This window comes from Streptomyces sp. NPDC054961 (assembly GCF_053609145.1).
Genome location: NZ_JBSGWY010000015.1, coordinates 59683 through 82085 on the forward strand (window position 1 = coordinate 59683; position 22403 = coordinate 82085).

Consider the following 22403-nt stretch of genomic DNA (forward strand, 5'->3'; position numbering starts at 1 on the left):
GGTCTGTGTGTTTATTGCCCCCTCTGTGTTGTGGTGGGGGGCCTCTTGGGGTGGGGGGGGGGGGGGCCCCGGGGCGGGTGCCCGGGGCGTCGGGGCCGGGGGAAGCTGGGGAATGGGGCATGATCACCGCATTCAGGGCCGAAGGAGAGGCCCTGACGTTTCGATCAGGAAAAGCCCCAGGTGACGGCGCCGACCGGTAGAGTGACCCCTCGTGTCAGACCGTCGAACGGAAATACTCAGGGCCGCCACGCGCGTCATCGCGCGCCGCGGCGTGCGCGGGCTCCGGGTGGGAGAGCTGGCCGCCGAAGCGGGCGTGTCCACCTCGCTGATCTACTACCACTTCACCGACCGCGCGGGGATCCTCCGCCGGACCCTGGAGTTCATCAGCGACCGCGCCGAGCGCTACACCGTCGGGCGCGACGACGGCCACGAGGGCCCCGAGACACCCCGCGACGAACTGACGCAGGCCCTGCTCCTCGAACTCCAGGACACCCCGGAAGTCCGTGAGAACAGCACCGCCTGGGGGGAGTTGAGGGCCAGCGCGGTCTTCGATCCCGACCTGCGCGAGGACGTGGCGAAGGCCACGCACAGCTGGGTCCACGAGATCTCCTACCTCCTCGCCCAGGCCCGGCCCACCGGCACGGCCCCCGAGCACGCGGCCGCGGCCGAGCGGCTGACGGCCCTCCTCGAAGGCCTCAGCGTGCGGTGGCTCAGCGGCTCGCTGCCGCTGGAACACGCCCGCCGGCTGCTCGCCGACGCGATCGCCGCCGAGCTGGACGCCTGACCGGGCGGCCGGAGCCGTCCGGCTCGGCGAGGGCTTCCGCCGAGGGTCCCCGGGCCGCCGCCGGTTCGCACCGGCTCAGAGGAAGTAGAGGCGGTTGAGGGAGAGGGAGTCGGCCGGCTCCGAGACCAGCGGCTCCCCGTCGAGCGAGACCAGCCCCGTGCCGGGATGGACGTCGACGCTGCCGGTACGGGCGTTGCGCCGCATGTCCTTCGGCCCGATGCCCCGGGTCCCGCGGACCGCGACGCGCCGCCGCCGGGTGGGCATCAGGTCGCCGTTCGCGACGGCCGCCTCCGCGACGAACGCCACCGATATGTCGGCCGCGGTGGCCCCGTACGCGCCGAACTGGGGCCCGAGGACCAGCGGTTCGCAGCGATCCGTGGAGGCGTTGGGGTCGCCGGTGACCCCGTACGCGGGGAATCCGCCCTTGAGCACCAACTGTGGTTTCGCGCCGAAGTACTGGGGCCACCACAGGACGAGGTCCGCGAGCTTGCCGACCTCGACGGAGCCGATCTCGTGGGCCAGGCCGTGGGCGATGGCCGGGTTGATGGTCAGCTTGGCCATGTAGCGCAGCACGCGTTCGTTGTCGTCGCCGCTCGCCGCCGTACCGAAGGAGCCCACGCCGTCCAGCGGGCCGAGCTCGGCCTTCATCTTGGCGGCCATGGCGAAGGTGCGGCGTACGGTCTCGCCCGCCCGGCCCATGCCCTGGGCGTCGGAGGAGGTGATGCCGATGACCCCGAGGTCGTGCAGCACGTCCTCGGCGCCCATCGTTCCGGCGCGGATCCGGTCGCGGGCCATGGCGGCGTCGCCGGGAAGGTCCACCTTCAGGTCGTGGGCCGAGACGATCATGCCGTAGTGCTCGGCGACCGCGTCCCGGCCGAAGGGCAGGGTGGGGTTGGTGGAGGAGCCGATGACGTTCGGCACGCCCGCCATCTTCAGGACGTTGGGGACGTGTCCGCCGCCGCAGCCCTCGATGTGGAAGGCGTGGATGGTGCGGCCGTCCAGGACGCGCAGGGTGTCCTCGACGGAGAGGCACTCGTTCAAGCCGTCCGTGTGCAGGGCGACTTGTACGTCGTGCTCCTCGGCCACGCGCAGGGCGGTGTCCAGGGCGCGGGTGTGGGCCCCCATGTCCTCGTGGACCTTGAAGCCGCTGGCGCCTCCCTCGGCGAGGGCCTCGACGAGCGGGGCCGGGTGGGAGGAGGAACCGCGGGCGAGGAAGCCGATGTTGACCGGCCAGGCGTCGAAGGCGTTGAAGGCGTGCTTCAGCGCCCACGGCGAGTTGACGCCGACGGCCCAGACCGGGCCGAACTCCTGGCCGATGATCGTGGTGACCCCGGACGCCAGCGACGCCTCCATGATGCGCGGGGACAACAGGTGGACATGGGTGTCGACGGCGCCGGCGGTGACGATCATCCCCTCGCCGGAGACGATGGTCGTACCGGTGCCGACGACCACGTCGACGCCGTCGAGGGTGTCGGGGTTGCCGGCCCGGCCGATGGCGTGGATGCGGCCTTCACGGATGCCGATGCTGGTCTTGCGGATGCCGAGGACGGCGTCGATGACCAGGGCGTTGCTGATGACGATGTCGCAGGTCTCGCGGACGGCGGCGGCCTTCAGGTGCAGTCCGTCGCGGGCGGTCTTGCCGAAACCGGCCAGGAACTCGTCCCCGGGCTTCTGTGCGTCGGACTCGACCCGGACGATGAGCCCGGAGTCGCCGAGCCGGATCCGGTCGCCGGCCCGGGGGCCGTGGACCGCCATGTAGTCGTGCGGATCGGTGCTGTCCGCCGGGGCGGCGCCGGGGCGGCCGTGGCAGCCCGCGGAGTCGAAGATGCTGCCGCTCATGACTGCTCCTGGTCGTCCTGGTCGTCCCGGTGCCTCTGCTCGTCCTCGGGGCCCTGATACGCGGTGAGGTAGCCCGTGGCGCGGGCCTTCGCCAGGGCGGCCTCGCGGGCGCCGGGTGCGTCCAGCGGGCCGTCGACCAGGCCCGCGAAGCCGATGGCGACGCGCGCCCCGCCGATCGGTACCAGCTCCACCACGACGCGGGCGCCGACGTCGAAGCGGACCGAGGAGCCCGCCGGTACGGCGAGCCGGGCGCCGTAGGCGGCGCCGCGGTCGAAGGCGAGGCGCGGGTTCGCCTCGAAGAAGTGGAAGTGCGAGGTGACGCTGATGGGCACGCTCGAGGTGTTGCGCACGGGCAGCCGTATCGAGCCCTCGACGGGCCCGTACCCCGCGCCGTCACCGGGCAGCCCGGTGCCGGGCGCGTCGGCCCCGAGCGAACCCTGCCGCCGGAAGGGGTCGTCGATGACGCAGAGCCGCGTACCGTCGTCGAAAACGGCCTCGACCTGGATCGAGGTGACCACGTCGGGCACCCCGGGCAGTACGTCGTCGGCGGCGAGTACGTGACGCCCGGCGTCGATCGCCTCGGCCAGCCGCCGGCCGTCCCGCGCCGCCTCGCACACCGTGTCGGTGATCAGGGCGGTCGCCTCGGGCACGTTGAGCCTCACGCCCCGGGCGCGTCGGGTACGGGCCAGCTCGGCCGCCGTGAAGATCAGCAGCCGGTCCCGCTCGGTCGGTGTCAGTCGCATACGGCCTCATCTGTGAAGGGAGCGCGGCGGCGTGGGGCCGGCGGGTCGGTCTACGGGAGCGGTTCGTGCTGGGTGGAGCAGTGGATGCCGCCGCCCCCGGCCATGAGCCGGTCGACGTCGAGCTGGACGACGGTCCGGCCCGGGAAGGCGGCCGCGAGGGCCTGCCGGGCCGCCGCGTCCTTCGCCGAGTCTCCGAACTGGGCCGTGACCACACCGCCGTTGACCACGTGGAAGTTCATGTACGAATCCACGAACTGGGCGTCCTTCGAGCGCACGGTGTCGGGGCCGTCGACCTTGATGACCGTCAGCTTCCGGCCCCGGGCGTCCGTGGCGCCGGAGAGGATCGAGAGCTGCTCGCGGGCGTCGCGCGCCCAGACGTCGTCGCGCCCGGCCGGCGGCACCTGCACCATCACGACACCCGGGCGGACGAAGCGCGAGGTCACGTCGATGTGGTCATCGGTGATGTCCTTGCCCTTGATGCCGGGCACCCAGATCATCTTGTCCGCGCCGTACGCGCGCAGGACGGCTTCCTCGATCTCGGCGCGGCTCATGCCCCGGTTGCGGTTCTTGTTGACCAGGCTGCTCTCGGTGGCCATCACGGTGCCGTCGCCGTCGGTCTCGATCGCCCCGCCCTCGCCGACGAAGTCCGCCCTGCTGAAGGTGAGGTGTTCTTCGTACGCGACGAGCTCGGCGACCTCGGCGTCGTAGGAGTGGGTCTGCTTGCCGCCCCAGCCGTTGAAGTTCAGGCCGATGGCGTCGAGCCCGCCGCGGCCGTCCCGGCGGAAGACCGGCGCGATGTCGCGCATCCAGAGGTCGTCGGTGGGGATCGAGGTGAGGACGGTGACCTCGGGGCCGCACAGGGAGCGGGCCGTGGCGGCCGTGTAGGAGTCCGGAGCGCACAGGACGACGGGCTCGAAGCGCGCGACGGTCCTCGCGATCAGCGCGATGTCCTCCTGGATGCCGCGCAGCGCGCGGCCGCCCCAGATGGACGAGCGCGACGGCCAGGACATCCAGGTCCGGGCGTGGGGGAGGTCGTCCCGGTCCACCCACCAGCGCGGCAGGCCCCCGCCCTGCGGCCGGGGCGCCGCCGAAGCGGCCGAGCCCAGCACCGCCCCCGCCGCGCCGAGGCCGGCGACGCCGAGGACGCGGCGGCGGGAGGGCGAGGAGCCGAAGAGCCGGCTCGCGAGGGAGCGGCCGGGTCCGGGGGTGTCGGTCATCCGTGTCTCCAGATCGGGTGGGCGTGCGGGGTCGGGCACGGGCTCACTGTGACACTGACTGAAAATTCAGTCAAGAGTGTGGGTGCGGGGGTCCCGGAGGATGCGCGAGGCGATGGAGGGGGCTGGCCGCGGGATCGGGTGGGACGTCGGGGCCGGCGCGGACCGGGCCGAGGCCGGCCGGGTCCTGGGGCGCAGGCCCCGGCGGCGGGGCCCGGCCCGCGGGACGGGCAGGCGCGTCAGGCCGGGCTCGTTGCCGCGCCTGTGCCGTGCCCGTGCCGGGCTCACGCCCGGGTGCGGCCTCGGCCTGTTCGTGGGCGGGCGTGTCCGGGTGCGGGCGGCTCGGGGTCGGGCCAGGTCAGGTCAGGTCAGGTCAGGTCTGAGCCTGTTCGGGCGGGGGCGGCTCGGCTTCGGGCGGTCGGGTGACGACGACCCGGGTTCAGGCCGGTTCGGGCCGGACCCGCTCAGGTCCGGGCCGGTTCGGGTCCAGGCCGGGCCGGTTCGGCCGGACCCGCTCAGGTCCGGGCGAGGCGGTCCAGTTCGGCGTCGATGGCGGACACCATCAGCTCCCGGGCGTGCGCCAGGGGCAGGCTGCCGCTGAGCCACCGCGAGCTCAGGCCCTCCACCAGGGCCGTCAGCCGCTCGGCGGTGCCGGCGAGCGCCGCCGCCCCGGCCAGGGGGCGTACGCGGCCGAGCAGTTCGCCCACTTCCTGGACCCATACGAGCGTCGCCCGCGCCAGGTCTTCGCGCAGGTCGGGGTCGAACACCGCACTGGCGCGCAGCTCTCCCCAGGCTGTGCTGTTCTCCCGCACTCCGGGGCTGTCCTGGAACTCCAGGAGCAGCGTCTGCTCCAGCTCGCCGCGGGAGTCGAGCGGCGGATCGGCGGGATCCCGCTCCGTGGTGTACCGGCCCGCGCGGTCGTTGATGAACTCCAGCGTCGCGCGGAGGATCCCCGCGCGGTCCTTGAAGTGGTAGTAGATCAACGCCGTGGACACGCCCGCCTCCGCGGCGAGCTCCTCCACGCGCAGGCCTCGGACGCCGCGCCGGACGATGACCCGCGCGGCCCCTTCCATGATTGCTGTTCGTCGATCGGCCACGATCCGACACCCTACCCAACACCCGGCCCCGGGCGGGCCGTGGATTGACTGAATGTTCGGCCAGGCCGACGCCGTCCCCGAGGGGGTGTGACCGGGGCCACCACGATCCTGAGCCGCGCCCGGCTGCGGCATCATGGGCCTGTACCGGGTGAGGGGGGATGCGGGTGTCACAGGACGAGTCGCGCGGCAGCGTCGTGGTGGCCGGGCGCTACCGCCTGGAGGAACGGCTGGGCCGGGGCGGGATGGGGACCGTCTGGCGGGCGACCGACGAGCTCCTGGGGCGCCCGGTCGCCGTCAAGGAACTCCACCTGGGCGAAGGTGACGAGGGCGTCGTCGCCGCCGGGGCCCTGCGCGAGGCGCGCGCCGTGGCGCACGTCCGGCATCCCCACGTCGTGGTGGTCCACGACGTCGTCGAGCACGAAGGCCGCCCGTGCATCGTCATGGAACTGGTCGACGGCGGTTCGCTCGCCGACCTGATCGGCGCCGGCAAGACCCTCACCCCCGTCGAGGCGGCCAGGACGGGCCTCGCCCTGCTCGGAGCCCTGACCGCGGCGCACGGCAGGGGAGTGCTCCACCGGGACGTCAAACCGGCCAACGTCCTCATGGAGGCCGACACCGGCCGCGTGGTGCTCACCGACTTCGGGATCGCCCGGCTCAGCGGCGCCACCACCATCAGTGAGACGGGCGCGTTCGTCGGCTCGCCCGAGTACACCGCCCCCGAGCGGATGCAGGGCGCCGAGGCCGGTCCGGCCTCCGATCTGTGGTCGCTCGGCACCCTGATGTGCGCCGCCCTGACCGGGGAGTCGCCCTTCCGCCGCGATTCGCTGGGCGGGATCCTGCACGCGGTCGTCTCCGCCGAGATCCGCCCGCCGGCTCAGGCCGGACCGCTGCTCCCGGTCATCCGCGGGCTGCTGGAGCGCGATCCGGAGCGCAGGATGGCGGCGCCCGAGGCCGAACGCCTGCTGTCGGCGTACCTGGCCGGCGGGAGCCTCGCGCCCGCAGACCGGATCCCCGGAGCCGTGGCCGGGCGCGCGGCCACGGCCGCCTCCGCGGCCGCCTCCCGACGCGGACCGCATCCGGGCTCCGAGGGGTTGACCGCTCCCGCCGTGGCCCCGCGCCCGACGGCCCGGCAGCTCGTCGCCACCCGGCCGGGCCTTCGTGCCGGGCTGATCGCGGCCGCCCTCGTCCTGGTCGCGTCCGGAGCGCTGGCCGGCGCCTCACTGCTCGGCGACGAGGACGAGACGGGGGGACGGGCGCGGGACGCGGCGGCCGGCGCCCCTCGCACCCCGGGCGCGTCCGAGCTCGCGAGCCCGCCCGCGACGCCGTCCGCGAGTGCGGGGGGCACGGCCGGGAGCGCGCTGCCGGCCGGGTACCGGGCCGTCGCCGATCCGCAGGGCTTCGGCGTCGCCGTACCCGAGGGGTACCAGCGGGCCACCGACGACCAGAGGGTCTTCTACATCTCCCCGGACGGCGCGTTCCGCATCGGAATCCGGGTCAAGATGCCGGTGCCCGGCGGTCCGCTCGGAGTGATGCGGCAAGCCCACGCGAACGGACCGGAGACCAACCCCGGCTACCAGGGCGGCACGGTCGTCCCGACGCGCCACCACGAACTCCCGGCGGCGCTCTGGGAGTTCACCTGGGACGGCTTCAGCCCCGCCGAGGGGGCACGGCACACCTACGACCTCTGCTGGGACGAGAACGGCAGGATGTACGACATCTGGGTCTCCGCGCCCGTCGGCGAACTCGACCGGGCGAAGGCCCACTTCGACACCGCCATCGCCACCTTCGTCCCCGGCGCGCCCGGCACCGTCGCCCCCTGACGCCGCTCAGGTGCGCAGCACCACCAGGCCGTCGGCCGCCCGCAGGATCCCCGGGAGCAGCGGGGCGAAGGTCCGGGGGAGCGCCAGACGCGCGACCCCGCCCTCCGGCGGCGCGTCGAAGAGGTACGCCGCCTCCGCGGCGCTGTCGCTGACCAGGTGCGGGCCGTCCGGCTCCTCGGCGGACCGGGGCAGCGGGGTCCGGAAGATCCTGCGCAGATGGCGCAGGGTCTCCGGGGTGACCGGCCCCTGCGCCGGGCCCGGTACGGCGGCCGGGTCGCCCGGAGCCTCCGGAGCGTCCGAGCCCCCGGAGATACCCGCGGTCCCGTCCGCCCCGGGCGCCGTCGAGGCCTCCGCGACGTCACCCGCCTCCGCGGCGTCCGGCGGGATCGCCCCCGCCAGCAGCAGCGCCAGCAGCACGGGCACCGCCTTGCGGCGCAGCGCCTGCGTGGCCTGCCGCAGCCGGTGCGCGTGCGCGCCGGGCAGCGACAGCGCGAGGCTGCCCGCCGCGTCCCCGAGCGTGAGGGGCACCGCCGCGCAGACCACCCCCGGGGCGTATTCGCGCAGATCGAAGACGGGCGCGCCCGGGGCCACGGCGTCGAGCGCCGTGAACAGGGCCCGGCTGTCGGTGATGGTCCGGTCCGTGAGCCGGGCGGGCCGGTGCCGGGCCACGTGATCGGCGCGGCCGTCGTGGCCGAGCTGGCTGAGCAGGCATTTGCCCACCGCGCTGGCGTGCGCGGCGTACCGGAAGTCGACCCACTCCCGCACGGGCGGGGTGCCGGGCCCGTCGGCCATCTGGGTGATGCGGACCTCACCCTCCGCGTACCGGCTCAGGTACACGGCCGCGCCCGTGCTGTCCCTGGCCAGCGCCAGCGTGCGCTGGAGCTGGCGCGCGAGGCCCCGGGCGAGCGCGGGTCCGCAGGCGTACACCCCGGCGCCGGGCCGGTACGCGTACCCCTCCTCGCACAGCATCGACAGCAGGGGCCGGAGCTCCGCCTCGGCCAGCCCGGCCTCCCGCCCGAGCCGGCCGGCCCGTACCCCGAGCGGCCGCCGCTCCAGGACCCGTACGACGGCCAGGGCGCGCCGCGCCAGCGTCAGGGCCTCGCCCCCGCCGGGCTGTACGACGGTCTTCCGGGCCGCCGCCGTCAGCGCGGGGTGGCGCAGCGGGCCCGTACCCGGTCCGGGCGGCCGCACCGGAGCGGGCGCAGGCGGCTGGAACACGGCCAGCACCCGGGACACCCCGGGTCTGGGCAGGGGCACCGGGCCCAGGTCGGGATCGTCGAGCTGTTCGACGTGGCGCAGTACGGCCGCTTGCGCGCACAGCCGCACCTCCCGCAGGTCCCGCGGCCCGCCGGGCCGGAACCCGCGCCGGCCCAGTTCCCGCGCCCAGAACCGGGCGTCGTGGTGTTCGCCGCGCCGGGAGTGGTCGAGGAAGAGGCAGTACGCCGCGTGCGCGGTGCGGGAGCATCCGGAGCCGGCGGCGAACTGCCACCAGAAGCGGGCCCCTTCGCGCAGCCCGGCCAGGTGCAACAGGCAGCCGAAGACGACGGCCCCGGGCAGGTCGGCGTGGCCGTCGCCCTCGAAGGCCACGAGCCGCTCCCCGGACCCCGGCGCGCACACGCGGGCCAGGCAGGCGGCCTTGAGGTCGAGCCTGGCCCGCTCCGCGTCCAGCGGCAGGTCCCGCGCGGGGTCGCACCAGCCCGGCCCCCGGCGCCCGCCGGACGTCCCGCGCCTCCTGGAGACCGGCTGCGCGCCGGGGTCCGGGCCGTAGCCGCGCCCCTCGTCGCCGCGCAGCAGTCGTGCCTCCGCCGCGCCCAGGTCGTAGTGCGGGTAGCGGTCGCGCACGCTCGCGCGCGTCAGGAACTCCTCCAGCGAGCGGGGGAGTCCGGCGTCATCGTGCCGGGCGCCGCGACTCGCGTCGCGGCTCATGACCCGGCGGACGTGTCGAGCAGCACGGCGAGCCGCCGCTGCGCCTGGCCGAGCTGGGAGCGGACCGTGGCCTCGTCCACGCCCATGATGGAGGCCGCCTCGCCGGGGGTGCACTCGAGGCCGTACCGCAACAGCACGGTGTCGCGCTGCCGTTCGGCGAGGTGGGACACGGCGGAGTAGAAGCGGATGGCGTCGGTGAGCACCCCGTACTGGTCGGCTTCCGCGTGGGCCTCCTTGAGCGCGGCTTCGAAGGCACTGGTGTCCATCGGTTCCGGCCAGGGGCTGCGGCGGTACTGGCGGCCGGCGATCCGCTGCTTGAGCACGGTCCACGCGTAGGCGTCGAGGCGGTCCATGTGCAGCATCCGCGGCCACTCGCCCATGATCGAGTCGAAGGCGGCGTCGACCGCTTCCTCGGCCGCCGCGTCGGATCCCAGCTGCAGGTACGCGAACCGCATGTAGGACGGGCGCCGGTCGGTGTGGAAGGCCCAGTAGGACAGGCGCGCGTGCGGATCCCACTGGCTCATGGGCGTCGGCCGCCGACGCCGGCTCGGCAGACCCACGGCCCCGCCACCGGACTCCTCCGGACCGCTGCCATCGCTCACCGCTCCACCCCATCCCGTGTGCGGGGCAAGGAAATCAGCGCGGGCGCATCCAGGGGGCGCAGAGAGTGAACCTGGAGGCATTACGTTCGGTGATGACCGATCAGTGAACGAAGTCGATCACCTCGGCGCTCAACCAGCGCGAACGCGGGAGCCGCCCCCTCGTGCAGGCGTTCCACGCCCCCGCCGGGGGCGCACGGCGTGTGACCATCCCAAGATTCACTCGTTTGTCGGAGTGTGGGCACAACACAGCGATTCGCGATCACCGCCGTGGAGCAGGCCGAGGCCGTCCTCGTCGAGCAGTACCCCCAACTCGTGCGGCTCGCCTACGTGACGCTCCCGGTCTCCCTGGGCCGCCACGCCCGGGTGCTCCTGGCGCACAAGGCCGTCCAGCGGGCCCTTCCGCGCGGCGGCCGCGGCGCCACCGGCGCCCCGGCCGGTCCCGACAGCCCGGGCGGTCCGCTGGCCGCGGTCCGCGTACGGGTCCTGCGCGCGAGCCTCGCTCAGGCCGGACCGCTCCGCGTCGCCGCGACCGCGCTGGGCTGGCCGCCGGTCCCGCCCTTCGTGTGGGGGCTGCGGCTGTGGCCCCCCGCGGGCGGCATCGACGAGGCCGCCCGGATGCTGGGCGGGGCCGCGGGCCCGGTCCGGGCCGCGCGCCGCAGCTCCTGTACGCGGGGGACGTCGGGGGCCGGGCGCGCTACCTGCTCGCGCCCTGGATCGCCAAGGCCGCCACCCGGGACCTCCTGCGGACCACGGACGGGGGCGCGCCCCTGGCCGTCTCCGCCGACGGGGTCACCGCGGAGAGCGCGGTACCCCGTACGGAAGGCGGCGGCCCCTGCGCGGCATGGCCCGTGCTGGAGCTGACCTCCTCCACCCGGATCGTCGAGAAGCACTCCTTCGTCCTCGCCGACCTCGGTGCGCTGACCCCCGTCCACCTGACCTACACCCCGCTGCCCGACGGCCCGGCCGCGGTGGCCGCGCGCCAGCCGCGCGAGGCCACCGGGCCCGTCGCGCGGGCGGCCTGGGCGCCGGCCGCCTGCCGGCTGCGGGAGTTCGCGGACGGCGGGGTCCGGGCCGTGAACATCTGGGACTTCGCCGACTCCGAACTCCCCGACGGCGCCGGCCGCGCCGTCTGGTCCTGCACCCGGGCCTCGGGATGGGCCGGGCCCGGCGACGTCCTGGTCCAGCTGCGCCCGGCCGCCGGACCCCCGCAGGACGTGGCGCGGGCCCGCGCGACCGCCGCGTGCGGACGCTTCGGCCGGCACCTGCTCGCGGGCACCCGGTGGCGGTCGCCGGCCGGCCGCTGGTACCTGCTGGCGGCGGGCAGCCGCGAGGTCGCCGGCATCACCGCGGCCGGCGCCGTCCGGGCGGAGGCGGCCGGCCGCGCCCTGGCGGTACCCGTGGCCGGACCGCAGGGCGCCGCGGTCTCCCTGACGGGCAGGCTGGCCGGCGGCGCGTCGATCACCGCGATCGACGGGGGTACGGGCGGCCGGGACTGAACTCCGGTCCGGCGCTCCCGTCCCCCGCTGTACCATGGCCGCAACGCGAGGGCCGTGACGCAGAGGTCACCACCCTCGCTTTTGCGTTACGGCCAGCACCGTCCACCCCGCAGAAATACGGCACGTGGCGTTTCGGCGGTTCGATACGATGAACCGCACGTCACGTTGTACCGGCATAGATGAAATGGAGCATCCGAGGATGGCTCGACACCTGATCACCAGCGCGCTTCCCTACATCAACGGGATCAAGCACCTGGGCAACATGGTCGGGTCGATGCTTCCGGCGGATGTGTACTCCCGGTACCTCCGCCAGCGCGGCCACGACGTCCTCTACATCTGCGCCACCGACGAGCACGGCACCCCCGCGGAGCTCGCCGCCAAGGCGGCCGGCATCTCGGTCTCCGAGTTCTGCGCGCAGGCACACGACGCCCAGAAGGCGGTCTACGACGGCTTCGAGCTGTCCTTCGACTACTTCGGCCGCAGCTCCTCCGCCCAGAACGCCGAGATCACGCAGCACTTCGCGCGGCGCCTCCAGGAGAACGGCTTCATCGAGGAGCGCGCGATCCGGCAGGTCTACTCGCCGGTCGACGGCCGCTTCCTGCCGGACCGCTACGTCGAGGGCACCTGCCCGCACTGCGGCTACGACAAGGCCCGCGGCGACCAGTGCGAGAACTGCACCCGCGTCCTGGACCCCACGGACCTGATCGAGCCCCGCTCGGCCATCTCCGGCTCCACCGAGCTGGAGGTCCGCGAGACCAAGCACCTCTTCCTCCTGCAGTCCAAGCTGCAGGTCGAGGTCGAGGCCTGGGTCGCGGAACACGAGGAGGAGTGGCCGCAGTTGGCTTCCTCCATCGCCCGCAAGTGGCTGACCGAGGGCCTGCACGACCGCGCCATCACGCGTGACCTCGACTGGGGCGTCCCCGTCCCCGCCGACACGTGGCCCGAGCTGGCCGCCGAGGGCAAGGTCTTCTACGTCTGGTTCGACGCCCCGATCGAGTACATCGCCGCCACCAAGGAGTGGTCGGACGCCGACCCGGCCAACCGCGACTGGAAGTCGTGGTGGTACGAGGCGGAGGACGTCCGCTACACCGAGTTCATGGCCAAGGACAACGTCCCGTTCCACACGGTGATGTTCCCCGCCACCGAACTCGGCGTGCGCGAACCCTGGAAGATGGTCGACTACGTCAAGGCCTTCAACTGGCTGACGTACTACGGCGGCAAGTTCTCGACCTCGCAGAAGCGCGGAGTCTTCACCGACCAGGCCCTCGAGATCCTGCCGGCCGACTACTGGCGCTACTTCCTCATCGCCAACGCGCCCGAGTCCGACGACTCCTCCTTCACGTGGGAGCACTTCACCTCCACGGTGAACAAGGACCTCGCCGACACCCTCGGCAACTTCGTCAACCGCGTGCTCTCCTTCTCGCGCAAGCGCTTCGGCGACGACGTCCCCGCCGGCAACGCGGCCGGAGAGGCCGAGGCCAAGCTGGGCACGCAGATCGCCGAGCTGCTGGCCGAGTACGAGGGCCACATGGACACCCTCCAGTACCGCAAGGCCGCCGCCGCGCTGCGCGCCCTGTGGTCGGCCGGAAACTCCTACCTGGAGGAGAAGGCCCCCTGGCTGGAGATCAAGACCGACCCCGAGGGTGCGGCCCTCACCCTGCGCACCGCGATGAACCTCATCCACCTCTACTCGGTGGTCTCCGAGCCCTTCATCCCGGCCTCGGCGCGCGCCATGCGCTCCGCCTTCACGCTCGCCGACGACACGGCGACGTGGATCAGCCCGGAGCAGGCCGCCTCCCTCGACGCGGTGCCGGCCGGTACGCCGTTCACCGTGCCGCCGGTGCTCTTCGCGAAGATCACCGAAGAGGACCTGGACTCGTACCGCGAGCGCTTCGGCGGTACGCCGGAGGCCTGAGCCTTCCGAGCCGTCCGTACGGCGAACTGACGCAGGGGCGCGACCTTCCGGGGTCGCGCCCCTGCGGCGCGTCCGACGGCCGGCGGATTCCCGCGGCCAGTCGGCGCGCTCGGTGCGCGGCGTGCCTCCGCGCGGGGATCTTGACCTGTCCGTGGCGTGTCGAAGCCGGGCGTTGATCGTTTCTTCAGGCGTAACCCTCATCCCTGCTGCGGAATCGGGAGAACGCGCGGTGACCGCTTGGCAGTACTTCGCCGGGGCCGGCCTGGTGGCGGCGCTCTGTCCGCTGCACGGTCACGTGGAGGTCGCCGGAGACGGCCACGGACGGGGTGCCCGGGTCGACCTGTGCGTCCCGGCCGGCTCGGAGCCCGGGCCGACCGCGGCGTCGCCCTTCGTACGGGCCGTGCCGCCGGGGCGGGGGACCGTGCCCGGCGCGGCGCACCCGACCGTGCGGCACCCCGGGCAGGGTCCGCTCCCGCGGCCGGGTCCGGCGGCGCGGTCCGCTCCGGGGCCCGTGGCGGAGGCCGTGGCGGAGGCCGTGGCCGGGGTGGCGCAGCCGCCGGTGGCCGCGGCGCAGGAGCCCGCGGCGGCTCCGACGCCCGTGGCCGAAGCGGCGGCTCCGGTCCGGGGCGCAGCCGTGGCCGGGCCCGTGAGCCGCTTCCACGTGCGCCCGTACCACTCGTCGGCACTGGCGCGGCGCGGCCCGGACGGCATGTCCACCCTGATGCTCATGGTCGTCGTGACCACCCCGGCGGTGCTGTCGGCCGTCGCCCTGCGGCCGCGTTCCAAGAGCCGCGGCTGAACGTTCAGTCCGTTCACCTCAACCTACGGAGAACCCTCGTGTCCGAATGGCTGGTCCTGGCCATCGCCTTGGCGCTCGTCTGCGCCGTCGTCTTCGCCTTCACCGCGCTCCGGCACCGCCGGGTCGCCGTCGACGAGGACACCAGCGAGACCCCCGACGTCATCGAGTACATGGTGATGATGGTCGGAGTGGTCTACGCGATCGTCCTCGGCCTGGCCATCGCGGGCGTCTGGGAGGCGCGCGGCGCCGCCGAGGACAGCGTGCGCCGCGAGGCCCAGTCGCTGTACGAGGTCACGCAGCGGGCCGATGTCTATCCGGCCCCCGTCCGCGACCGGATCCGGGGCGAGGTGAACGCGTACGTCGCGCACACCGTCAGCGTGGACTGGCCGCGGCTGGTCTCCGGGGAGGGCGCGTCCACGGAGGGCGGTGAGCTGCTCGGCAAGCTGCGCGGGGACGTCACCCACCAGAGCCCGGGCAACGAGCTCCAGGCGCAGGCCTACCAGCCGCTGCTGGACCACATCGCGGCCGCCGACGACGCCCGCCACGAGCGGACGCAGAGCGACGCGTCGACGCTGCCCGGCGTGGTGTGGCTGGGGCTGGTGGTGGGCGGGCTGGTCACGGTCGGGCTGATCTTCGCCCTGCAGATCCGGCGTTCGGGCCGGGAACTCCTGCTGGCGGGGCTGTTCAGCACGCTGATCGTGTTCCTGCTGTTCATGGTGTGGAGCTTCGACGCGCCCTTCGGCCGGGAGGGCATCGATTCCGCGGCGCCGTTCGAGGACCTGTTCCCGGCCCTGTCCCTGGCCGTCGGCCGCTGATCAGCGGCTCGACGGCTCGACGGATCCGGCCGGTTCAGAGCGCCGCCAGGGAGGCCTGGCGGCGGAACTCGGCGACCACCGGCGAGTTCCGCAGGGCGTGGGAGATCCGTACGAGGTCGCGCGGCCCGTCGGCGGCCTGCGGAGCCCCCTCCTCGCTGGCCCCGATGACCCGCCCCTCGGGGTCGGCGGAACGGGCCCGTACGGCGGCGGCGACCATGGCCGCGTCGGCCACGGCGCGCGCCGTCTCCTCGTCGGCGCCGGCGGCGAGGGCCCGTGCGAGGGCCTCGTCGCGGTGGCCCTGGTCGAAGTACGGGCCGAGGTGCAGGAAACCGTCGTGGATGTCGGACTCGCGCTGGATCATCCGCAGTTCCGCGGCGGACCACCAGGCCATCCGCACGCCGGGCGCGCCCTCGGGCCCGGCGGTCCGCACCTCGTGCCAGAGCGTGCCGAGGCGCCGGTAGGTGGCCCAGTTGCCCAGGCTGTCCGTGAGGCGCTGGCACACGAGCGGGAGCACGAAGCCGACCGCGCTCACGAGCGCGCCGAGCGAGGCGACGGGCGGGGCGACCGAGGTGCTGAGCCAGTCCAGGTCGTGGCCGGCCCAGCGGGCGCCGACGGCGGTCATCTTGGTGGCGTCGTAGCTGAGGTTGAAGAGGTACCCCACGACGATGATCATCAGGCCGACGCGGAGCCAGCCGCGGACCTGGAGGGACCAGCGCCAGCACATCGCGACCATCACGAAGGCGGCCACGTTGTGCGCCAGCAGGTAGAGCGCGATCAGTTCCCGCATGAACGGGGTGTTGGCGTAGTACGTGTCGAAGTCCCGCAGCCGCTCCTCGGGGGCCTCGCCGAGGGCGAACAGCAGCGTGAGCAGCACGATCACGACGGCGTAGCCGAGGATCCAGCGGCGCGAGACGCGCCGGGTCTGCTCCGGATGTCCGCCGCGCCAGTTGACGATCAGTACGAGGCAGGCGGCGCTGAAGGCGGTGATCAGGCAGTAGACGAGCGGGGCGGAGAAGTTGGGGACGCCCGTCCAGCGGTTGACCGCCTCGATGGTGGGCGGGGCGGCGAAGGTGAACACCGCTCCGGCCAGGGTCAGCAGGGCGCAGACCGATCGCAGCAGCGGGTCGCGCCAGTTGTGCCGTAGCGCCGGCAGTTTGAAGGCGAGGGCAACCGCCATCGCCGCTGCCGGTATGTAGTAGTCCTGGCCGTTCAACGGTCGTTCCTGTGCCCCCGGTATCCGAGCGAGGCCTCGATGCGGCCCGCCAGCTGATCACGCTGTGCCGGTGCCCGGTGGCTGGCCGATCCGGCCAGCCAGGTGCGGCACCTGCTGCCCAGCAGTAAACCGAACGTTTCCGCTTCGGTCTCCTCCTGGACGTCGGCGCGCGTGCGCGCGGCGACGCGTCGTACGGTCTCGCCGATGTCGGCCTCGTCCGACAGCAGCCGGGCGGCGACGGCGGCGCCGTCGACGTGGTGGCTGCAGTGACCGGCCTTCATGTGCCACAGCTCGTGACCGAGGATCACCAGCTGATGGTCGGGTGCGGTGCGTTCCTCGATGACCACCAGATCGCGGTCCGCCATGTCGAGCCACAGACCGCTGGCCGTCCCCGGCGGGAACGAGGCCATCCGGAACTCCACCCGGCGGCCGCGGTGTTTGCTCATGCCCTCGCAGAGGGCGGCGTAGAGGTCTACGGGCTCCACGGGCGCGGTCAGCGTGATGCCGGCCACCAGCTCCCCGCACAACCGCCGCTGCTCTCTGCCTATGCTCACCGTTCTCCCCGTCGGCGCGGATCCGGATCAGGACTCAAGGATCAGACCCAGACTTTCGACTGGGTCAGGATTCGTTCGGTTTGACGCTTTCGAGGAGCATGTCCAGCCATTCGGTCACCTTGTCCCGGTGCTTGTCGCTGGGCAGTTGGGCGGCCCGCCAGGCGATGCCCCGTACTCCGTGGTTCTGCAGAAGTCTTGCCAGCGGATCGCCTGCCGAAGCGGCCGCGGCCGGTGCGGTTTCCCGCGCGCGGCCCGCGAAGTCCTGGAGCAGCTGTTGCTCGGTCCGCTGGAGCGCGTCCGTGAGGGCGTCGGTGTCGTGGGCGGTGAGGAATCCGGCGTGCACTCCGAAGAAGCGCTGGATCGCGTCACAGTGCTCCATGGTCGGCCGGCGGTCGCCGTTGATCAGGGCTCCGGCCTGCTGGCGCGACATGGCGGCGCCGTCCGCGATCTCCTGCTGCGTGTAGCGGCGCCCGTTGGGCTTGACGCGGGTGCGCCGCAGCAGGTCGAGGCGCTGGAGGAAACGGGTCTGGAGATCGGGTTCGCCGGCCGGCCGGCCGTCCAGCAGGCTCCGCACCACGTCGGCGGGAACGCCGGAGGCCTCGGAGAGGCGGCGCAGGTCGAATACCTGGTTCAGGTCGCGGCCCATCTTGCCGGCGAGCTCGGCGACGCGCGTGACGGTGGCCGCCAGGAGCGCGTTGGCCACCGCGACGGGAGCCGGGAAGCCGTCTGTCACCAGTGGTTCTCCTAGATCGCGCGAGGTCGGGGTGCGGGCACGTGGCAGGCTCCTGGAATCTATCCGGTCTCTGTGCGCAGGGCTAGAACTTGCCACAGCTGTGGCGGGAATGAGCTGTCAAGAGGCTGGAATTGCCACAATAGTTGACACTCGAATGAAGTCGGTAGCAGGATCGCCACACGGAAATGAAGATCCAGACCGTATTTTTTTTAGAGGGGGAGCTCTCGGTGCCACATCTCGCAGCGGTGGGCCCGTCCGAAGGACTCGCCCACGTCGGTGGGGAGCGCCTGTCAGGCGAGGAGTCCGCACGCGGCGCCGTGCGGTCGGAGCGACGCAAGGAGATTTTGCGCCAGCGCCGCGAGGAACTCGGGCTGAGCCAGGAGGACATGGCCGCACGGCTGCGCATCAGCGTGCGGGCGTACGGGAACTGGGAACGCGGCCTGGTCAAGGAGTGGACCGACCGCAAGCTGCTCGCCCTGGCCGAGGCCCTGGAGATGGGCGAGCGGCAGTGCTTCTGGCTCTTCCGGGTCATGGTCGACCGCGACCCGCCGCCCACCTGGCGGGGCGCCGAGGACAGCCGGCTGCCCGACGACCCGGCCCAGCGCGACTACCTCTGTGACTACGCGGCCCTCATGGAGGCCGTCCCCTACCCGAGTTTCCTCGTGGACCACCGCTGGGACGTGGCCCTGACCAACTCGGCCTTCGACCGGCTCTTCCAGTCCGTGCGACCGCACCCGACGGCCCTGCCGGACGACAACTTCCTGCGCTTCGTGCTGTTCCACCCGGACGCCGCGGCCGTGCTGGAAGACCACGAACCGTCCTGGTGCGTACCGCTGCTGGCCCGGTTCTCCACCGCGCTGGCCGCGTCCCCCGAGGACGAGGGCCTGCGCAGCATCCGCCAGGAGGTGGCCCGCGACCCGTTCATGGAGGCCGCCTACCGGTACGGGGTGCCGCACTGGCTGAGCACGTACGGGGCCGAGGCCGCCGAGCAGGACGGCGCCGTGCGCTCGGTGCGCCACCCCGACCCGAGCTGGGGTCTGGTGCGCTGCCGCCTGGTGGCCGAATCCAGCCGGATGCTCGACGGGATGGGACTGACCCGGATGACCCTGGTCCTCTCGGCGCCGCTGGGACCGCCGGCCGGCCCGGTCCGCGGCGGCCCGGAGCCGCTGCCGCACCACGCGCCGCGGCTGCGGGCCGTGCCGTCGCCCCGGGACTGACGGGCCAGGGCCCTGCCGTCGCCGGTGGACCGGCCCGGCGGGTGACACTGGTGTCACGAATCGTGGCACTGCGAAGGGCGGTAAGGGCGTGCGGCTGACGATCCTCGGCGGGGGCGGCTTCCGGGTACCGCTCGTCTACGGAGCCCTGCTGGGCGACCACGCCGAAGGCAGGGTGGCGCACGTGACCCTGTACGACGAGGACGCCGCCCGGCTCGGTGCCATGGCGCGGGTGCTCGCGGACCAGGCGGCCGCCGCCGGCGTCACGGACGCCCCTCGCGTCACGGCCACCACCGACCTCGACGAGGCCCTGCGCGGAGCCGACTTCGTCTTCTCGGCCATCCGCGTCGGCGGACTCGAGGGGCGCGCCGCGGACGAGCGGATCGCCCTGGCCGAAGGGGTCCTGGGCCAGGAGACGGTGGGGGCGGGCGGGATCGCGTACGGCCTGCGGACGGTCCCGGTGGCGCGCGAGCTCGCGCGCAGGATCGCCCGTACCGCTCCCGAGGCGTGGGTCATCAACTTCACCAACCCGGCCGGAGTGGTGACCGAGGCCATGGCCGAGGAGCTCGGGGAGCGGGTCATCGGGATCTGCGACTCGCCCGTCGGCCTCGGGCGGCGGATCGCGCGGCTGCTCGGCGCGCGGCCACAGGACGCCTGGATCGACTACGTCGGCCTCAACCATCTGGGCTGGGTGCGCGGGCTGCGGATCGGCGGGCGCGACGAGCTGCCGCGCCTGCTGGCGGACACCGAGGCGCTGGAATCCTTCGAGGAGGGACGGCTGTTCGGGGCCGAGTGGCTGCGCTCGCTGGGGGCGATCCCGAACGAGTACCTGCACTACTACTACTTCAACCGTGACACGGTACGGGCGTACCAGCAGGCCGAGCGGACGCGCGGGGCGTTCCTGCGCGACCAGCAGCGCGGGTTCTACGCCGAGGCCGCCCGGCCGGGCCTGGGCGCCGGCGCGGCCCTGAGCGCCTGGGACCGGACCCGGGCCGAGCGCGAGGCCACGTACATGGCCGAGAACCGCGAGGTCGCCGGAGTAGGCGAGCGCGACGAGAGCGACCTGGAATCGGGAGGGTACGAGAAGGTCGCCCTCGCGCTCATGCGGGCGATCGCCCGGGACGAGCGCGCCACCCTGATCCTCAACGTCCGCAACCGCGGCACGCTCGCGGTGCTCGACGCGGAGGCCGTCATCGAGGTCCCGTGCCTGGTCGACGCCAACGGGGCCCACCCGGTGGCGGTCGACCCGCTGCCGCTGCACGCGGTCGGCCTGGTGACCTCGGTCAAGGCCGTCGAGCGGGAGGTCCTGGCGGCCGCGGCCGGCGGATCGCGGGCGGCCGCGGTCAAGGCCTTCGCGCTGCACCCGCTCGTGGACTCGGTCGGGGTGGCGAGGCGGCTGCTGGACGGCTACGCGGCCGAGCACCCGGGGCTGGGCTACCTGCGCTGACGCCGCGGCCGCGGGCGCACCCGGACGGCCCAGCGCCGCATGCGGCCGGCCGGGTGCGCTGTGAGAGTGCGAGATGTGACCACAGCCACCGCCGTACCCGCCACGGCGCCGCCCGTCCTCGACCGGCGTAGGCGCAACGTCATCTTCGCCACGATCATGCTGGGCGTGCTGCTGGCGGCGCTCGACCAGACGATCGTGGGCACGGCCCTGCCCACGATCGTGGCGGACCTCGGCGGCGGGGACCACATGTCCTGGGTCGTGACCTCCTACCTCCTCACGGAGACGGTCGCGACGGTGCTCGTCGGCAAGTTCGGCGACCTCTTCGGCCGGAAACTGGTCTTCCAGGTCTCCGCCGTCATCTTCATCACCGGTTCCTTCCTGTGCGGCCTGGCGAGCAACATGACCCTGCTCATCATCTGGCGGGGCCTGCAGGGCATCGGCGCCGGCGGCCTCATGGTCACCTCGATGGCACTCATCGCCGACGTGGTCCCGCTGCGCGAACGCGGCAAGTACCAAGGCGCGATCGGCGCCGTCTTCGGCGTCGCCACGGTGATCGGCCCCCTGCTCGGCGGATTCTTCACGGACCATCTGACCTGGCGCTGGGCCTTCTACGTCAACGTCCCGATCGCCGTGGTGGTGGTCATCGCGGCCGCGCGGACCATCCCGTCCGTACGGGCCGCGGGGAAGCCCGTCATCGACTACCTGGGCATCGCGCTGGTCGCGGCCGGCGCCGGCGCCCTGATCCTGGCCACGAGCCTGGGCGGCAACGAGTACGCCTGGAGTTCGCCGCTCATCATCGGACTGTTCGCCGGCGGCGCGCTGGCCCTGGCGCTCTTCTGCGTGGTCGAGACCCGGGCCGTCGAACCGATGCTGCCGATGCGTCTGTTCCGCAACCCCGTCTTCTCGGTGTGCTCGGTCCTCAGCTTCGTCGTCGGGTTCGCGATGCTCGGCGCGATGACCTTCCTGCCGACGTACCTGCAGTACGTGGACGGGGATTCGGCCATGGTCTCGGGCGTACGGACGCTGCCGCTGGTCGTCGGCCTGCTCATCGCCTCGATCTTCAGCGGCACCGTCACGAGCAAGACCGGCCACTACCGGATCTTCCCGATCGTGGGCTGCGCCGTGATGGGGCTCGGTCTCTATCTGCTGTCGCGGATGGGCCCGGGGACGAGCGCCTGGCTGGAGTCGCTCTACATGTTCGTCCTCGGCGTCGGCATCGGCCTGTGCATGCAGGTGCTGACCATCGCCGTGCAGAACACCGTGGACTACGCCGACCTCGGCACCGCGACCTCGGGCGTCACGTTCTTCCGCACGCTCGGCAGCGCTTTCGGTACCGCCGTCTTCGGCACGATCTACGCCAACACCCTGCAGCCCGCGCTGACGAAGGCGGTCGCGGAGGCGGCGCGCCTCACGGGGCAGGACCCGCAGCAGCTCGGCAAGGCGGCGATGAGCCCGCAGGGCGTGCACGGACTCGATCCGGTGGCGGCCGAACCGGTCATCCACGCGTACGCGGAAACCCTGCAGACGGTGTTCCTGTGGACCGTGCCGGTGGCGCTGGTGGGCTTCGTCGTCGCGCTGTTCCTCAAACAGGTGAAACTGCGCGACAGCGCCCGCGCCGCCTCCACGGACATGGGCGACGGCTTCGGCTCGCCGGCCACGGCGTCCGGGGACTCGGCCAAGCTGCTGGAACTGGCGGTCGGCAAACTGGTGCGGAGCATGGGCGCGGAGACCGCGCGCGGGATCGTCACGGCGTCGGACACCCGGCTGGACATGGCCGGCGCGTGGGCGGTGATGCAGGTGGACCTGATGACCCGCACGGTCGGCCACGCGAGCCTCGCCTTCATGGCGACGCGGCGGCACCTGCCCCCCGAGGTCCTGCTGCCGGTGTTCGAGCGGATGGTGGAGGAGGGCTACCTGACGCGGCAGAACGGTTTCTACACGCACACCCCGGCGGGGGAGCGCGAGGCGGGAGTCATCTCGGGCGCGTGGGCGCAGTGGCTGGGCGACCAGCTGGAGAAGGACCGCGGCCGCCCGCGCAGCGCCGAACTGCGGGCGGCCGCGGACGCGATCGCCAAGCGGCTGCTGGCGGAGGACCTGCGCGACGGGAACTTCGCGCCGCGGGCGATGGCGGGGCGGCCGTAGGGGCGGCGGATCGGGCACTCGGGAACTTCCGGTCCGTCACGGGCGTCTGA

At 73.3% G+C, this 22403-nt stretch carries 17 protein-coding genes and 1 pseudogene; 9 read left to right on the forward strand and 9 right to left on the reverse strand.

Annotation, left to right across the window (positions count from 1 at the left end):
• Positions 1–211 precede the first annotated feature (211 nt).
• The gene (locus tag ACWF9Z_RS16095) at positions 212–784 is read left to right on the forward strand and encodes a TetR/AcrR family transcriptional regulator (protein WP_453602570.1); all 573 of its coding nucleotides are present in this window, start codon (positions 212–214) and stop codon (positions 782–784) included.
• Positions 785–859: 75 nt separating this feature from the next.
• Here the strand turns inward: ACWF9Z_RS16095 and ACWF9Z_RS16100 are convergent, their stop codons facing one another.
• From ACWF9Z_RS16100 to ACWF9Z_RS16115, 4 genes are all read right to left on the reverse strand, one after another.
• Entirely contained in the window at positions 860–2539 is a 1680-nt protein-coding gene (locus ACWF9Z_RS16100; protein ID WP_453602705.1) for an urease subunit alpha, read from the reverse strand.
• Positions 2540–2619: 80 nt separating this feature from the next.
• A complete protein-coding gene (locus ACWF9Z_RS16105; protein WP_453602572.1) occupies positions 2620–3366 on the reverse strand; it encodes an urease subunit gamma in 747 nt (248 codons plus the stop codon).
• A gap of 50 nt (positions 3367–3416) precedes the next feature.
• Complete coding sequence (locus ACWF9Z_RS16110) at positions 3417–4583, reverse strand: agmatine deiminase family protein (RefSeq protein ID WP_453602574.1); 1167 nt, start codon at positions 4581–4583, stop codon at positions 3417–3419.
• A 512-nt stretch (positions 4584–5095) separates the two neighbouring features.
• A complete protein-coding gene (locus ACWF9Z_RS16115) occupies positions 5096–5653 on the reverse strand; it encodes a TetR/AcrR family transcriptional regulator (RefSeq protein WP_453602707.1) in 558 nt (185 codons plus the stop codon).
• 182 nt (positions 5654–5835) lie between these two features.
• Between ACWF9Z_RS16115 and ACWF9Z_RS16120 the strand changes: the two genes are divergently transcribed.
• Positions 5836–7497 (forward strand): serine/threonine-protein kinase, encoded by a 1662-nt coding sequence (locus ACWF9Z_RS16120; protein ID WP_453602576.1) that lies wholly within the window; start codon positions 5836–5838, stop codon positions 7495–7497.
• 396 nt (positions 7498–7893) lie between these two features.
• Here ACWF9Z_RS16120 and ACWF9Z_RS16125 read toward each other — a convergent pair.
• Positions 7894–8592 (reverse strand): annotated as a pseudogene (locus tag ACWF9Z_RS16125) (IclR family transcriptional regulator domain-containing protein); the annotation flags it as partial.
• 827 nt (positions 8593–9419) lie between these two features.
• Positions 9420–10025 carry a sigma factor-like helix-turn-helix DNA-binding protein gene (locus ACWF9Z_RS16130; RefSeq protein ID WP_453602577.1) on the reverse strand — a complete coding sequence of 202 codons (606 nt, stop codon included), beginning with the start codon at positions 10023–10025 and terminating at the stop codon, positions 9420–9422.
• 578 nt (positions 10026–10603) lie between these two features.
• On the opposite strand from ACWF9Z_RS16130, the gene ACWF9Z_RS16135 reads away from it, so the two are divergent.
• The 4 genes from ACWF9Z_RS16135 to ACWF9Z_RS16150 all read left to right on the forward strand — a co-directional run bounded on the left by ACWF9Z_RS16135 (position 10604) and on the right by ACWF9Z_RS16150 (position 15050).
• Positions 10604–11521 (forward strand): hypothetical protein, encoded by a 918-nt coding sequence (locus ACWF9Z_RS16135; RefSeq protein WP_453602579.1) that lies wholly within the window; start codon positions 10604–10606, stop codon positions 11519–11521.
• Between the two features lie 199 nt (positions 11522–11720).
• On the forward strand, positions 11721–13436 hold the full coding sequence (gene metG / locus ACWF9Z_RS16140) for a methionine--tRNA ligase (protein WP_453602581.1): 1716 nt from the start codon (positions 11721–11723) through the stop codon (positions 13434–13436).
• Between the two features lie 229 nt (positions 13437–13665).
• The gene (locus ACWF9Z_RS16145; protein WP_453602583.1) at positions 13666–14235 is read left to right on the forward strand and encodes a hypothetical protein; all 570 of its coding nucleotides are present in this window, start codon (positions 13666–13668) and stop codon (positions 14233–14235) included.
• 38 nt (positions 14236–14273) lie between these two features.
• On the forward strand, positions 14274–15050 hold the full coding sequence (locus ACWF9Z_RS16150; protein WP_453602584.1) for a bestrophin-like domain: 777 nt from the start codon (positions 14274–14276) through the stop codon (positions 15048–15050).
• Positions 15051–15084: 34 nt separating this feature from the next.
• Here the strand turns inward: ACWF9Z_RS16150 and ACWF9Z_RS16155 are convergent, their stop codons facing one another.
• From ACWF9Z_RS16155 to ACWF9Z_RS16165, 3 genes are all read right to left on the reverse strand, one after another.
• Positions 15085–16263, reverse strand: a complete 1179-nt coding sequence (locus tag ACWF9Z_RS16155; protein ID WP_453602585.1) for an MAB_1171c family putative transporter — start codon at positions 16261–16263, stop codon at positions 15085–15087.
• Positions 16260–16817, reverse strand: a complete 558-nt coding sequence (locus ACWF9Z_RS16160; protein WP_356655814.1) for a toxin-antitoxin system, toxin component — start codon at positions 16815–16817, stop codon at positions 16260–16262. Before ACWF9Z_RS16160 ends, ACWF9Z_RS16155 begins: the two co-directional genes overlap by 4 nt.
• 64 nt (positions 16818–16881) lie before the next feature.
• The gene (locus ACWF9Z_RS16165) at positions 16882–17550 is read right to left on the reverse strand and encodes a helix-turn-helix domain-containing protein (RefSeq protein ID WP_453602587.1); all 669 of its coding nucleotides are present in this window, start codon (positions 17548–17550) and stop codon (positions 16882–16884) included.
• A gap of 185 nt (positions 17551–17735) precedes the next feature.
• On the opposite strand from ACWF9Z_RS16165, the gene ACWF9Z_RS16170 reads away from it, so the two are divergent.
• The 3 genes from ACWF9Z_RS16170 to ACWF9Z_RS16180 all read left to right on the forward strand — a co-directional run bounded on the left by ACWF9Z_RS16170 (position 17736) and on the right by ACWF9Z_RS16180 (position 22353).
• The gene (locus tag ACWF9Z_RS16170; protein ID WP_453602589.1) at positions 17736–18767 is read left to right on the forward strand and encodes an MmyB family transcriptional regulator; all 1032 of its coding nucleotides are present in this window, start codon (positions 17736–17738) and stop codon (positions 18765–18767) included.
• A gap of 88 nt (positions 18768–18855) precedes the next feature.
• A complete protein-coding gene (locus ACWF9Z_RS16175; protein ID WP_453602591.1) occupies positions 18856–20211 on the forward strand; it encodes a 6-phospho-beta-glucosidase in 1356 nt (451 codons plus the stop codon).
• A gap of 39 nt (positions 20212–20250) precedes the next feature.
• On the forward strand, positions 20251–22353 hold the full coding sequence (locus tag ACWF9Z_RS16180; RefSeq protein ID WP_453602593.1) for an MDR family MFS transporter: 2103 nt from the start codon (positions 20251–20253) through the stop codon (positions 22351–22353).
• The last annotated feature ends 50 nt before the right edge of the window (positions 22354–22403 follow it).